The following is a 12,200-nucleotide window of genomic DNA, read 5'->3' on the forward strand; positions in this document are numbered from 1 at the left end:
GTAGCGGAAGGCAGGCGCGTGACGACCAACGGTCGTCACCCACCGGGTAGCAGAGGCAGGCGGCCAGCGGCCGTCAGTACCACCCCAGCCGCGCGGTGGCCATCACCGTGCGGCCGCTGCCGTAATAACACGACGACACCGTCGTACAGGTCGACACATAGCGCCGGTCCGCCAGGTTGCTCAGGTTCACTGCAAGCTGCAGGTCGCTGTTGCCAACCCGCCCGACGTCATAGCGGATCGCCGCATCAAACAACGTGTACCCCGGGATCCGGTACAGGTTCGCGCTGTCGCCGTAGCTGCGGCCGTTGTAGCGGGCACCTGCCGCCAGGCTCAGGCCCTCCAGGGCGCCTCCCGCGAAGGTGTAATCGGCCCAGAATGATGCGGTGTAGTCAGGCACCATGATCAGCTGCTTGCCCTGGTACTGATCGGAACGGGTCATCTCCGAATCCATCCAGGTTGCTGCGCCGATCAGGCTGAAACCCTCGAACGGAGTCACCCGTCCTTCCAGTTCCACGCCGCGCACGCGACCTTCGCCATCCTGGATGGAACAGCGCGCATTGGCAGTGGCCCCGCAGGTGTTGTGGGTCGGGTCGGGATCCTGGGTGAGCAGGTTCTGCTGGCGCAGCTCGAACGCCGACAGGGTCACCAGGCCATCGATGCGGGCCGGCTGGTACTTGAGGCCCGCCTCCCACTGGGTGCCGGTGACCGGATCGAACGCACTGCCATCGAAGTTGTTCAGCGGGCTGGTGGAGGAGGGCTGGAACGATTCGGCATAACTGATGTACGGGGTAAGCCCGTTGTCGAACACGTACAGCACGCCGGCGCGGCCGGTGAAAGCTTCGTTCTTGATCACGCTGCGCGGCTGGGTCACCGTCGCGCCGGTGACCGGGTTGCGGGTCGCACTCGAAGCATCATCCTTGGTCCAGTCGTAGCGGCCGCCCACGGTCAGGCGCCACTTCCCCAGCGCCAGTTGGTCCTGCAGGTAGATGCCGCTCTGCCGGTTGCTGCCTTCGGTCGGGCTCAGGCTGGTCACCTGCGGCACGTAGCCGGTGTAGACCGGGTTGAAGATGTCGATCGGGCGCGGACTGCTCATCGCGCCGCGCACGCCTTCCCAGTCGGCGCGTTGCCAGTCCCAGCCGAGCAGGGCGACATGGTCCACGCCGCCGGTGCGGAAGCGTGCCTGCAGGCGCGTATCGAAGGTATCGCCACCGGAATCGCCGGTGCCGTAGGTGGCGCGGCGTGCCTGCGTGCGGCCATCGGCGTTGAGTGCGCCATTGGTGACCACGCCGCGGTACAGCGAATCCACATGCGTGCGGCGCGCACTCTGGCTGAAGGTCAGGTGGTCATTGAACGCGTGCTCGAACATCCAGCCTGCGGTCCACAGCGTACGGTTGAACGTGTTCCAGGACGGCTCGCCGATGAAGGTGGTGTTCTTCATGTGGCCATGCGGCGTGGCGCGCAGCGTGCCGTCCATCGGCAGGAACTGGTAGGTCGATCCGCCGTCGTCCTTCTGGTACATCCCCAGCAGCGTGATGCGGGTGCGTTCGGCCATCTGCCAGGTGTAGCTGGGGGCGAGGAACCAGTGCTCCTGTCCGGTGTGCTTGATCTGGGTGTCGCCATCGCGGTACAGGCCGACAAGGCGCGCCAGGTGCGCGTGGTCGTCGCTGCCTGTGCCGACGTCGAACGCGGCGCTGTACTGGCCGTGCGCGTCCAGCCCGAGTCGCAGCTGCCGCAACTGGCCCGGCTGCGGGGTCTTGCTGACCTGGTTGACCATGCCGCCCGGTGCGACCTGGCCGTACATCACCGCCGAGGGGCCCTTGAGCACCTCCACGCGTTCCAGGTTCCAGCTGTCGAACATGCTGCGGTTCCACTGGCTGCCCTGCGGCGCGCGCATGCCGTCCAGGGTCACGTTGTTGGCCCAGCTGCCGGCATCGAAACCACGGATGCGGAAGTCATCCACGCGGTTGTCGATGCCTGAACTTTCCAGGCTTACGCCGGCCACGTAACGCATTGCATCGTTGAGTGACTGCACGCCGCGCGCATCCAGTTCGGCGCGTTCGATCACCGACACCGACTGCGGCGTTTCGGCGACCGAGGTGCTGGTCTTGGTCGCGCTGCTGACACTGTTGGCCGCGCGGTAGGCGTTGACGCGCACCGCGTCCAGGTCGGTGGCGGCCTGCTGCGCGTGTACTGCAGGAGCGCATGCGAGGAGCGCGCAGGCAACGGCCAGCGGGCGCAGACGGAAGGGGGAGGGCGGTGCAGCGATGGGTCGGGTCATGGGCGTGCGCGGGCGTGCCTGCGTGCGCCGGATCGATGATCCGGAGGTCGCGAGCGATGCAGTCGGAGAGGTGGGCCACAGTCTACTGTCGCGCCAGTCGCAACGCAATTGCGACCCATTCGCAATGCGCTTGGCGGTGGGCAAGCTGGAGCTGGGTTGGGCCGGGCGGTGGAGCTGGGCGGGGGACGGCAAGAGCCGCTCCTGCGGGCCTCGTTTCGCGCCATCCATGGCGCTCAACGCCCCCGCCCAGCCCCACCGCCCGACCCCCTGACAGGTCCCGCTGCCGCCACCCTTGTGATGAGAAAAGCGGTGGCGGCGGCGCCCCGGAAAAACAGCACTTTTCGTTCGAAAAGACTGGATTAAAGTGATGCCTCACGATAAAGTGCGCGGCCGTTTCACGCTCTATTTCCGCATGCGCGACGACAAAGACCCCGGCACGTTCGAACTGGCGCTCCCGCGCAAGCGGGGCAGGCCGCCGAAATTCGGGTACGCGATGAGCGATGCGCAGCGTGCTGCCCGTTATCGTGCGCGCCGTGCGGGCCAGGCCAACCACGCCGACGTGCGCAAATGCTCGGACATGGTGCTGCTGGACAAGATCCGTGGCGCGATCAGGGGCAAGGATCCGGAGCTGACCGGCTTCCTGGTGCACGTGCTGTGGCAGCGTTATCCGTTGCAGCTCAAGTAAGGCGGATACGGCGGGGTGGTGATTGCCACGTGGCTTGTTGATAATGCGGGCTTCATGTTCCACCCGCATTCGCGCCCGGGATGGCTGGCGCGTTAAGTAGAGATGGCTTTCTGATGACCACCGGCAACGACACCGCGCCTGCAGCAGGCTCCCCTTTGTTCTACAGCCGCCCGGTGCCGCTGCAGTCGGATATCCACGGCGACCTGCGCATCCTGCCGGGCAAGCTGGGTTTCGCTGCCAAGACCAATGCGATTCCGTTGATCGTCAACGAATTCTCGCTGGCACTGCACCACTTCCCGATCCTGTTCGCCGGCCCGGAAGCGGTGCCGATGGCCGCCCTCGGCGTGACCGAGGACAACCTGTTCGTCACTGACGGCCAGTGGGAGCCGGACACCTACGTACCGGCCTACGTGCGTCGTCATCCCTTCATCTTCATCGATACCGACGGCAGCCAGAACTACGTACTGGGCTTCGACGAGGGCACCGAGCGCATCGTCAAGGGCGGGACCGAGGGCGAGGCATTGTTCGTCGACGGCAAGCCGAGCGAGCTGCTGCAGCAGGCCATGGAATTCTGCGGCCGCTTCACCGCCGACCACAACCATACCCAGGCCTTCTCCAAGGCCCTGATCGAGCAGGACCTGCTGGTGATGCGCAATGCCAACGTGCGCCTGCCCAATGGCCGCGAACTGACCCTGCAGGGCTTCAACGTGGTGGACGTGGAGAAGTTCCAGAAGCTGTCCGATGAGGTGGTGCTCGCCTGGCACCGTAATGGCTGGCTGGGCCTGGTGCACCAGCACCTGATGTCGCTGTCGCGGTTCGGTGATCTGACCCGCAAGCAGGCCCAGCGCGACGCCTGATGGCCACGCGCGTGTAGCGACGTTGGCAGCGGCTCCTGCCGCTGCCTTCGGCACTATCGGGCCTTCGGTTTGCGTTTGCGCGTCGCTGCAGCCGTTGGCTGCGCCCGCTGCTCCAGCCACGCCAGCGTATCGGCGTAGGCAATGAAATGCCGCAGGTAGTCCGGTGACAGTGCCTGCATCGTGTCGAGCATGCGGTGCACCAGCACGGCGGAATTCAACGGCCCCCCTTCGGCCGGTGTCTGCTGCAGGGCGATACGCAGGCGGCTCTCGGCGTGCAGCTGCTGCCAGGCATCGCGCATCGGCTGCAGCGCCGGCAACTGCGGATAGTGCTGCAGCGAAGCGGAGCCGGCGTCGAGGTCGCGCACCAGTGCCGCCAGCCCCTCGCCAGCGGTGCGATCAGCGCGCTTGGCCCCCATCATTGGCCTCCTTCGCGCCCGGCCGCGGCATCGGCGCGATTTCCACGCGGCGGTTGCGCGCCCGTCCGGCTGCATCGGCGTTGGAGCTCACCGGCTGCTCGGCACCGAACGCGGCGGCAAACACCGAGGACGACGGCAGGCCCTCGGCGATCAAGGTGCGCGTCACGGTCAGCGATCGCTGGGCGGACAGTTCCCAGTTGTCGGCGAACTGCCGGTTGTGCGCGTGCACCGGCTGGTCATCGGTGAAACCGCTGACCATCAGGATGTCCTGGCGCTGCGCCAGCCAGCCCTTCAGGGGGCCGGCCAGGCTGCGCAGCACCTCGCGCCCCTCTGGCTGCAACTGGTCGGAATTCAGGGCGAACAGGACATTGCCGCTGATACCGATGCGCCCGTCGACCAGCGTCACGCGCCCGCCCGCCAGCGGCCCGGCCAAGGCCTGCTCCAGTGTCTGCTCGGCGGCCTGGCGCTGCCTGGTTTCCGCATCCAGTCGCCCGCTCAATTCCAGCTGCATGGCCACCACACCGACCAGGATCAGCACGAAAGCGCCCAGCAGCACCGACATCAGGTCACCGAACGCAGCCCAGATCGGCGTGCCGCTGTCGCCATCCAGTTCGTCGTGATCGCTCATGCGTTCCCTGCCGGCGTGCGGCCATTACCGAGCTGGCGCAGCTCTTCGGTGATCTGCTTCTGCGACAGCAGGCTCAGGTCGACCACTTCGCGCGCCTGCGCCACGTAGTAGGCCAGCTGCTCATCGCTGCGGGCCAGGGATGCGTCGAGGGCGCCGGCCAGCTGTTCCAGATGGGCCGACAGGCTGCTGCTGGTGGCGGTAAACGCGGTCACTGCGCCGTCCAGTCCGGCGGCCAGTTCGCGGCTGCCGGTGGCGGCGTCGGCAACGCTGCCCACCAGTGCCTGCAGGGTGTCCGCCTGCGCGTCAACCTGTTCGGCGAAGCGCTCGCCGGTGCGCTGCATCAGCCCGGCGGCGTTTTCGATCAGCTGGTCCACCGCGGTGCGCTGTGCACTGGACGTGGCCTGGATCGACTCCATCAAGCTGCCGACCGTACCCAGCAACTGGGCGCGCTCTTCAAGCAGCGATGTATCGCGCACCAGGCTGTCGGACAGCCGCTGGCGGAGCTCGGCGACCACTTCGGCGGCGGCGCGTGGTGCTTCGCTGGCGACATCCAGCAGGCGGGTGATTTCGGCGATGGTGGCGGCGGACTGTCGACGCGCCTCTTCGCCGATGCTGCTGGCGGTCTGCTGCAGCGTTTCGCTGATGTGCTGCTGCTGTGCGGTGGCCCGTTCGCTGTGCGCGACCCATTGCGCACCGGCCTGTTCGGCCAGCGCGGTGAAGGCCTGCGACCACTGCTGCAGGCGTGCCTGGTCGTCGTGTGCGCTGCGCTCCAGCAGGGCCTGGTGCGTGTTCTGCAGCTGGGTCACCAGCTCACGCGCATCGGCTTGTTGTGCCGCCAGCGCTGCGGCACGTGCAAGCGCATCGCGTTCGCTGGCCGCGCTGGCCGCGGCCTGTTGCTGCTCCGCCAGCGTGGTCCAGTGGGCGCCCAACTGCTCGACCTGCCCGCGCAGGCGGCCATCGAGTTCGCCCAGCAGCCGATCAGTGCCGTCCTGCTGGCTGGCGATGACGCTGGACAGCGCGCTGCCAAGTGCGGTGACAAGCGCGGCGTTGGCGGCCTGCTGGGCGTTGAGCGCTCCGTCGAACTGCGCGCGCAGGTCGCTGGATACCGTCTGCGTCGAAGCCTGCAGCGCGTCAAGCTGGCGCTGCACCGCTTCGGTGACACTGGCCTGGGTGCGCGCGGCGGTAGCTTCGATGTTTCCCAGTGCATCACGCAGCAGCGGTTGCAGCGTGGTGCCGATGGCTTCACTGCCGGTATGTACGCCACGCTGCAGGGACTGCTCCAGTTGCGCGGCCAGGCGCTCCTGCGCGGCGTCATGGCGGCTGATGAACGCCTCCTGTCGTGCCTCCAGCTGTGCATGGCTGGCCGCAGCTGCGTGCTGCACGCCCTCCACCATCTGCTGCAACTGCTGCACCAGGGCAGGCAGCAGGGCCGCCTGGTCCTGCATCAGGCGCAGGCCTTCCGAACGCTGCCAAGCCTGGCCATGCACCGACAGGTCCGTGCGGATGTGCTGGTCAAGCACCTGCACGGCGGACAGGCGCTCACGCCGCAGCAGGGCCGACAGCAGGCCGAGCATGGCCGATGCCGCGACACCGGCGATGGAGGTGCCGAACGCTACCGCCAGTCCTTCAACCGGCGATGCCAGTGAGCCGCGGATGGCCTGCAGGTCGGTCGCGCTCTGCAGGGCCATGCCGGTTCCGCGCAGCGTCGCCATCATGCCCAGCAGCGTGCCGAGCATGCCCAGCAGTACCAGCAGACCGACCAGGTAGGGGGTGAGCGCGGGGCCGGGCAGGGCGGTCCGGTTGCCTTCCACGCGCAGCCGCACCGGCCCGCGCAGGGGGGATGGCACGCGCTTGAGCCAGTCATCCAGGTTTTCCCGGTCACCCGCGTTGCGGGTGGCGCCAAGCAGTGCGTCGGTCGCGCGGCGGAACTGCAGCAGCTCCCACCCGCCGACGCAGTAGCACGCGGCGATGAGGAGGGCGACGGCGGCACCGAGCGTGTTGTGGCCGATGTAGCCGATCCCGATCCAGGCAGCAGCGGCGAGTCCGAGGAGGAAGACGATCAGGTGCAGGGCGTTACGCAGCATGGGGCGGTGCTCGGTGCGGATGGACGGCGGCGGACAGCCCGTCGATCGGGTGGAAACGGAGGTCGAGTTCGGCCAGCAGCAGGTCGCGCACGGTATCGCGCAGCGCGGGCGGCCAGGACGGCTCGGACAGGGAGTCGGGCATCACGGCAGGCGATGTGGCGTCCGGGTTCGTGGCGGCGTGTGCGGTCGCGACGGCGGGCAGGCAGGCGGCCAAGTGGGCGGGCAGGCGGTCAAGCAGCCGGTACTCTCGCGGGGCCAGCACCTGCTCCATCACGGCATCGATCTCGGCCAGGCGTGCGCCTTGCTCGCCGGTTCGCGCCAGCGCGTCGCGCAGGCGGCCGCGAAGGCGGCCGGTGCTGGTCAGTTGGGCGCGCTGGAGCGCGGCGTGCCGCCGCTCGAATTCGGCCGGCGCCATGGGCTGCAGCAGTGCGGCCACCAGCGCGTGGATGGTTTCGGCGTGGGCGTTGCGCGCACGCGCGCACTCTTCGGCGAGGCGGTCGGCATCGGTATCGGCGGTCTGTTCCGGGCGGTCGGAAAGGCTGCCATCCAGTGCCCGTGCAAGGGCGACGGCGCGGTTCCAGTCGACCCAGCTGCCCAGCGCCGCAGGCAGGGCAGGGCTCTCGGAGGCAGCGGACGGGGGATCAAGCCGCTGCAGCGCGTGGATCAGGGGCGGCCCGGCAACGGGCGGCCGGGGTGACGGTTTCGCCATTGTCAGGAGGCCAAAAGACGCGATTTTACACGCTTGCCGGCGCGGCTGCCTGCGCCGGACCGCCATCCGGCGCGTGAATGGCCGCTGCCCCAATCCACATAACTATACAGGACGTCCGGTATAGTTACGTCCATCCCACAACCGCTGTGCTGATCGCCATGTCGTTGCCTGCCACTGCTCCTCCTACGTCCGTATTGTCTCCCGCACGCCGCTGGAGCCTGCTGTTCACCGTGGCTGCCGGCCTGTTGCTGGTCACCTTGGACAATTCGGTGCTGTACACCGCGCTGCCCACCCTGGCCAGCGAGCTGCATGCCAGCGACAGCCAGCAGCTGTGGATCATCAATGCCTATCCGCTGGTGATGGCCGGCCTGTTGCTGGGCGCTGGCACCCTGGGCGATCGCATCGGTCATCGGCGGATGTTCCTGATCGGGCTGTCCGCTTTCGGCGCGGCGTCATTGGTGGCGGCGTTCTCGCAGTCCGCTGGCCAGTTGATCGGCGCGCGCGCCGCACTGGCAGTGGGTGCCGCCGCGATGATGCCGGCGACCCTCGCACTGATCGGGCTGACCTTCCATGAAGAGCGGGAGCGCAACATCGCCATCCCCATCTGGGGTTCAGTGGCGATCATCGGCGCCGCGCTCGGCCCGATCATCGGCGGGGTGCTGCTGGCGCGTTTCTGGTGGGGATCGGTCTTCCTGGTCAACGTGCCGGTGGTGGTGCTGGCCTTCATCGCTACGCTCGCACTGGCGCCGAAAGGCGTGCCTGACGGCAGCCGGCGCTGGGATTTCGCCTCTTCGCTGCTCGCGCTGGCGGCATTGTCCGGTCTGGTGCTGGGGATCAAATCGGTGATTGCCGCACCGCCTGCGTGGAGCACCGCCGCCATCGCCGCCGGCGTGGCGTCGATCGCCGCCGCCGCCTTCGTGCGCCGCCAGCGCGTGCTGCCGTATCCGCTGCTGGACGTTGCCATCTTCCGCAATCCGGCCTTCCTCTGCGGCACGCTCGCGGCGGTGTTCACCCTGTTCGCGCTCGCTGGACTGCAACTGGTGACCACCCAGCGCTTCCAGCTGGTCGCCGGCTTTACTCCGCTCCAGGCGGGCCTGCTGGTCTCGGTGGCGGCGCTGGGCAGCCTGCCGAGCGCGCTGTTCGGCGGAATGTTCCTGCATCGGGTCGGCCTGCGGCCATTGATCAGTGGCGGCCTGGCGTGCGGCGCGTTGGGCGTGGCGGTGGTCGCGTTGGGCTTTGCCCACCGACTGGGATGGGCGATCACCGGCATGGCAGTCACCGGGGTGGGGATGGGTGCGACGATTTCCGTGGCGTCCACGGCCATCATCGGCAATGCGCCGGCCGACCGCGCCGGCATGGCCTCCTCGGTGGAAGAGGTGGCCTACGAATTCGGCGGGCTGCTGGCTGTGGCGGTCCTGGGCAGCCTGGCGGCGGCGTTGTACACCGCCTTCCTGCCCGCCGACGCTGCGTTGCCCGCGGCGGCACGCGAGGGCATTGGCCAGGCGCTGCAGGCTGTCGGCACTCCTGCGCCGCAGTGGCTGGATGCGGTACATGCCGCGTATGACCGCGCATACCAGTGGGTGCTGGTGGTCATTTCGGTGGCGCTGGCCATCGGCGCGATGCTCACCGCGCTGCTGCTCCGCAGCGGGCCCGGTGGCCGCGAAGCCGCACCGGTTGCCGTACATTGAACGCATGAGAACGAGCAATAGAACCCGGATCCTCGATGCGGCCGTGCGGGTGATCAACCGCGATGGCGTACGTGCGGTGACGTTCGAATCGGTGTCCACCGAATCCGGACTGACCCGTGGCGGACTGCTGTATCACTTCCCTTCGCGTGAAGCGCTGCTACGCGCCATCGACGAGCATCTCGTGCAGGGCTGGGAGGCTTCGATGCAGCAGCTGCTCGCGGTGCCGGCCAGCGAATCGAGCGCGGTCGAACGGCACGCGGCCTACCTTCGGGTTTCGGCACAGAGCGCTACCCGCGCCGAGCTGATCTTCATGCTTGAATCGGTCGAGCCGGATACCGACGTGGCGCCCTGGAGCGAGGCCATGGCGCGCTGGGCGCCGGCGCCACCCCGGCCTGGCGAGACCGATCCGGCGGCCTGGGACAACTTCATCGCGCGGCTGGCTGCGGACGGGCTATGGGTGTACGAGGGCATGTACAACGGGAAGATCGCCGAGGACGTGCGCGCCGCAGTCGTGCAGCGCTTGCTGGCGATGCTGCAACCGGCCGGGCCGGTCAGGTGACGATGCGCTCCACCAGCCCCGCTTCCAGCGCCTGGCCCCGCACGATGCAGGTGCCGGCCGGGTCCAGCCGGGCCATGTGGACCCGCGTGTGGGGACGGGCCACCCGCGCGATGATCTGCATGATCTCGGTGGGCATGCGCATGCCCAGGATCACCTGCAGCACCGCTCCCGGTACCGGAATATGGCGTTCCTGGCTGAGCAGCCGCCACTCGTTCTCATAGGCCCAGTGGGACGTCTTGGTGGTGAGGGCGCGCAAGGCGGCACCACCGCCTGCCGCGACGTCGATCGCAGGCAGCCGGCGCGTGTAACGCACCGGGTACAGCGGCAGGCGTTGCGGATCGAGCTCCAGCGCGATGGCAACACCGGCGAACCGACCGGCATACAGCGACCACATCCGCACATCGTCGAAACGATCGGTGAGGCTGCAGATCCGGGTGGGCAGGTTACGGTCGAGCTCGCGGGCGGTGCCGAACTGCGGCCGCGCCGCACCCTGGCCGACCATGCGCGCGAACTGGCCTTCGAAGGGGTCGTTCAACGCTTCGTAATGCTCGCAGTAGAGCCGTTCGTTGACCACGATATCGAGCAGGTGGGCGAGCTGCTCCACAGGTTTGAATTTATAGAAAATCAAGTGTTCCCCCGATGCTGTCCTCGGCAGCCTGCAGCATCGGCCATCAGCCGATGTGCGGCGCTACCACCCGTACCAGCCGGTCCGTGCCGGTTCGCGCATCATCGCCGCGGCTTCGGCTGAAGCCCGTCCAGTCACCCCGGCAGACGAAACGCAGGTCCGCCTCGCCAGCGGGAACCATGCGCATGGACCAGTAGGGGAAGCGGCGGCCGCTGATCTGCCCTTGGTCCAGCTCCATCATTTCGCAATGGCTGCTGGCTTCGAGGATGCGTGAATACACTTTCCACAAGCTGTCCTCGGGGCCCTCGATGTACTGCATGAAACGGCTGCCGTCGAACAGCAATACCCCGGTGACATCGGCCTGCAGATTGAAACGTTCGGCATCGCGCGTAAGAGCCTCGATGCGCTCGATACTCAGGCCTGGTATTGCTTGACTTGCATACGCCAACGCACGGATTGGCAAAACGGCGACTCCTTTCTTCCCTTGGAGCTGAAATCTAGCGTGCAGCCCCGTAAGAAAGTGTCTTCTGCAAAGGGACATTCTGAATCGGTCACGGCCTGATCGCATACATTCTGTGATGCGGTGCACAGGCCGGTCGTCCTGGAGTTTCTGCACGCCACCATGAAGGGAGGGTTGACCATAATGGCTGCGACGAAAAACCTTGCGGGTAGGCATGTCGAACAGCAATCGGATTCACCGCGACATCATCGTCATCGGTGCCTCGGCGGGTGCGACGCCGGTGCTCACGCGCTTGGCCGCCCTGCTGCCGTCCGACTTTCCGCCCGTGCTGCTGGTGCGGCATATCGGCAGCCACCAGAGTGTGCTGCCCGAGCTGCTTTCCGGTGCCGGCAGAATGCGGGTGCGCCACGCCGTGGCTGGTGACGCCATCGAGCCGGGCACCCTGTTGATCGCACCGCCGGACCAGCACATGCTGGTGGCCGATGGCGTGATCCGGCTGACGCGGGGTGCCAAGGAGAATCTCGCGCGTCCGGCGATCGATCCCTTGTTCCGCTCGGCAGCGGCGTGTTTCGGACCGCGGGTGATCGGGGTCGTGTTGAGCGGCCGGCTCGACGATGGCACCGCCGGGCTGCAGGCGATCAAGGCGTGCGGCGGGCTGGCCATCGTCCAGGATCCGGCCGATGCACTCGAGCCGAGCATGCCACGCAGTGCGTTGCGACACGTCGCAGTCGATTGGACGACACCCGGCGAACAACTGGCCGCCACGCTGCAGCGTGCCATCGGCGAACCCATCCGCTCCGCGCCGGCAGTGCCTGCCGCGGTGCGCCACGAGAATGACCTCAGCATGGATACCGGCAATGACATGAGTGGGCTGGACGCCATCGGCCGCCCCTCCAAAGTGAGCTGCCCGGCCTGCGGCGGGGTGCTATGGCACATCGACGACAGCGCGCCGCCACGCTACCGTTGCCACACCGGACACGCCTACACCCTGGACGCGCTGGACCAGACCCAGGCACGCCACACCGACGACGAACTATGGCGGGCGCTGCGTGCCTTGCACGAGCGGCAACGGGTGATCGACATGCTGGTAGATCTGCACGGGGAGGCAAGCCGCGAGGGCGCGTTGCGCATCGCCGAACAATCGCGTGTGGCGACAGCGATCCTCCATCTGCGCGCCCTGATGGACGCAGGGGTACCCTGAGCGCGACGGC

At 67.6% G+C, this 12,200-nt stretch carries 12 protein-coding genes; 5 read left to right on the forward strand and 7 right to left on the reverse strand.

The window, feature by feature from the left end:
* Positions 1-73 precede the first annotated feature (73 nt).
* Positions 74-2,278: a TonB-dependent siderophore receptor gene (locus tag CXG43_RS13960; protein ID WP_101100466.1), complete on the reverse strand. Its 2,205-nt coding sequence runs from the start codon at positions 2,276-2,278 to the stop codon at positions 74-76.
* A 412-nt stretch (positions 2,279-2,690) separates the two neighbouring features.
* Here CXG43_RS13960 and CXG43_RS13965 point away from each other — a divergent pair, with 412 nt between their 5' ends.
* The gene (locus CXG43_RS13965) at positions 2,691-2,963 is read left to right on the forward strand and encodes a hypothetical protein (protein ID WP_042612942.1); all 273 of its coding nucleotides are present in this window, start codon (positions 2,691-2,693) and stop codon (positions 2,961-2,963) included.
* 113 nt (positions 2,964-3,076) lie between these two features.
* A complete protein-coding gene (locus CXG43_RS13970; RefSeq protein WP_101100467.1) occupies positions 3,077-3,820 on the forward strand; it encodes a SapC family protein in 744 nt (247 codons plus the stop codon).
* 53 nt (positions 3,821-3,873) lie between these two features.
* Here the strand turns inward: CXG43_RS13970 and CXG43_RS13975 are convergent, their stop codons facing one another.
* The 4 genes from CXG43_RS13975 to CXG43_RS13990 are packed head-to-tail and all read right to left on the reverse strand — an operon-like array spanning position 3,874 to position 7,657.
* Entirely contained in the window at positions 3,874-4,236 is a 363-nt protein-coding gene (locus tag CXG43_RS13975; protein ID WP_101100468.1) for a DUF2894 domain-containing protein, read from the reverse strand.
* Complete coding sequence (locus CXG43_RS13980; RefSeq protein ID WP_101100469.1) at positions 4,217-4,864, reverse strand: OmpA family protein; 648 nt, start codon at positions 4,862-4,864, stop codon at positions 4,217-4,219. The genes CXG43_RS13975 and CXG43_RS13980 overlap by 20 nt, the downstream gene beginning before the upstream one ends.
* A complete protein-coding gene (locus CXG43_RS13985) occupies positions 4,861-6,948 on the reverse strand; it encodes a hypothetical protein (protein ID WP_101100470.1) in 2,088 nt (695 codons plus the stop codon). Before CXG43_RS13985 ends, CXG43_RS13980 begins: the two co-directional genes overlap by 4 nt.
* On the reverse strand, positions 6,938-7,657 hold the full coding sequence (locus CXG43_RS13990) for a DUF3348 family protein (protein WP_157825052.1): 720 nt from the start codon (positions 7,655-7,657) through the stop codon (positions 6,938-6,940). Before CXG43_RS13990 ends, CXG43_RS13985 begins: the two co-directional genes overlap by 11 nt.
* A gap of 158 nt (positions 7,658-7,815) precedes the next feature.
* Between CXG43_RS13990 and CXG43_RS13995 the strand changes: the two genes are divergently transcribed.
* Together CXG43_RS13995 and CXG43_RS14000 are read left to right on the forward strand one after the other, a co-directional pair.
* Complete coding sequence (locus CXG43_RS13995) at positions 7,816-9,345, forward strand: MFS transporter (protein ID WP_101100518.1); 1,530 nt, start codon at positions 7,816-7,818, stop codon at positions 9,343-9,345.
* Between the two features lie 4 nt (positions 9,346-9,349).
* Positions 9,350-9,904 carry a TetR/AcrR family transcriptional regulator gene (locus CXG43_RS14000; RefSeq protein WP_101100472.1) on the forward strand — a complete coding sequence of 185 codons (555 nt, stop codon included), beginning with the start codon at positions 9,350-9,352 and terminating at the stop codon, positions 9,902-9,904.
* Here CXG43_RS14000 and CXG43_RS14005 read toward each other — a convergent pair.
* Together CXG43_RS14005 and CXG43_RS14010 are read right to left on the reverse strand one after the other, a co-directional pair.
* Positions 9,897-10,508 carry a DUF2971 domain-containing protein gene (locus CXG43_RS14005; RefSeq protein WP_101100473.1) on the reverse strand — a complete coding sequence of 204 codons (612 nt, stop codon included), beginning with the start codon at positions 10,506-10,508 and terminating at the stop codon, positions 9,897-9,899. The genes CXG43_RS14000 and CXG43_RS14005 overlap by 8 nt on opposite strands.
* 67 nt (positions 10,509-10,575) lie before the next feature.
* Positions 10,576-11,205, reverse strand: coding sequence for a BLUF domain-containing protein (locus tag CXG43_RS14010; protein ID WP_232767806.1), 630 nt, complete (start codon positions 11,203-11,205; stop codon positions 10,576-10,578).
* Here CXG43_RS14010 and CXG43_RS14015 point away from each other — a divergent pair.
* Positions 11,204-12,190: a chemotaxis protein CheB gene (locus tag CXG43_RS14015; protein WP_101100475.1), complete on the forward strand. Its 987-nt coding sequence runs from the start codon at positions 11,204-11,206 to the stop codon at positions 12,188-12,190. The genes CXG43_RS14010 and CXG43_RS14015 overlap by 2 nt on opposite strands.
* Positions 12,191-12,200 lie beyond the last annotated feature (10 nt).

The organism is Stenotrophomonas sp. Bg11-02, from assembly GCF_002836635.1.
GTDB lineage: Bacteria > Pseudomonadota > Gammaproteobacteria > Xanthomonadales > Xanthomonadaceae > Stenotrophomonas > Stenotrophomonas lacuserhaii.

What these genes read in the sequence shown, in the direction of transcription:
- CXG43_RS13960 (WP_101100466.1), bottom strand. Translation starts at nt 2,278, where the DNA reads ATGACCCGACCCATCGCTGCACCGCCCTCCCCCTTCCGTCTGCGCCCG.
- CXG43_RS13965 (WP_042612942.1), top strand. Translation starts at nt 2,691, where the DNA reads ATGCGCGACGACAAAGACCCCGGCACGTTCGAACTGGCGCTCCCGCGC.
- CXG43_RS13980 (WP_101100469.1), bottom strand. Translation starts at nt 4,864, where the DNA reads ATGAGCGATCACGACGAACTGGATGGCGACAGCGGCACGCCGATCTGG.
- CXG43_RS13975 (WP_101100468.1), bottom strand. Translation starts at nt 4,236, where the DNA reads ATGGGGGCCAAGCGCGCTGATCGCACCGCTGGCGAGGGGCTGGCGGCA.
- CXG43_RS14010 (WP_232767806.1), bottom strand. Translation starts at nt 11,205, where the DNA reads ATGCCTACCCGCAAGGTTTTTCGTCGCAGCCATTATGGTCAACCCTCC.
- CXG43_RS13985 (WP_101100470.1), bottom strand. Translation starts at nt 6,948, where the DNA reads ATGCTGCGTAACGCCCTGCACCTGATCGTCTTCCTCCTCGGACTCGCC.
- CXG43_RS13970 (WP_101100467.1), top strand. Translation starts at nt 3,077, where the DNA reads ATGACCACCGGCAACGACACCGCGCCTGCAGCAGGCTCCCCTTTGTTC.
- CXG43_RS13995 (WP_101100518.1), top strand. Translation starts at nt 7,816, where the DNA reads ATGTCGTTGCCTGCCACTGCTCCTCCTACGTCCGTATTGTCTCCCGCA.
- CXG43_RS14015 (WP_101100475.1), top strand. Translation starts at nt 11,204, where the DNA reads ATGTCGAACAGCAATCGGATTCACCGCGACATCATCGTCATCGGTGCC.
- CXG43_RS13990 (WP_157825052.1), bottom strand. Translation starts at nt 7,657, where the DNA reads ATGGCGAAACCGTCACCCCGGCCGCCCGTTGCCGGGCCGCCCCTGATC.
- CXG43_RS14000 (WP_101100472.1), top strand. Translation starts at nt 9,350, where the DNA reads ATGAGAACGAGCAATAGAACCCGGATCCTCGATGCGGCCGTGCGGGTG.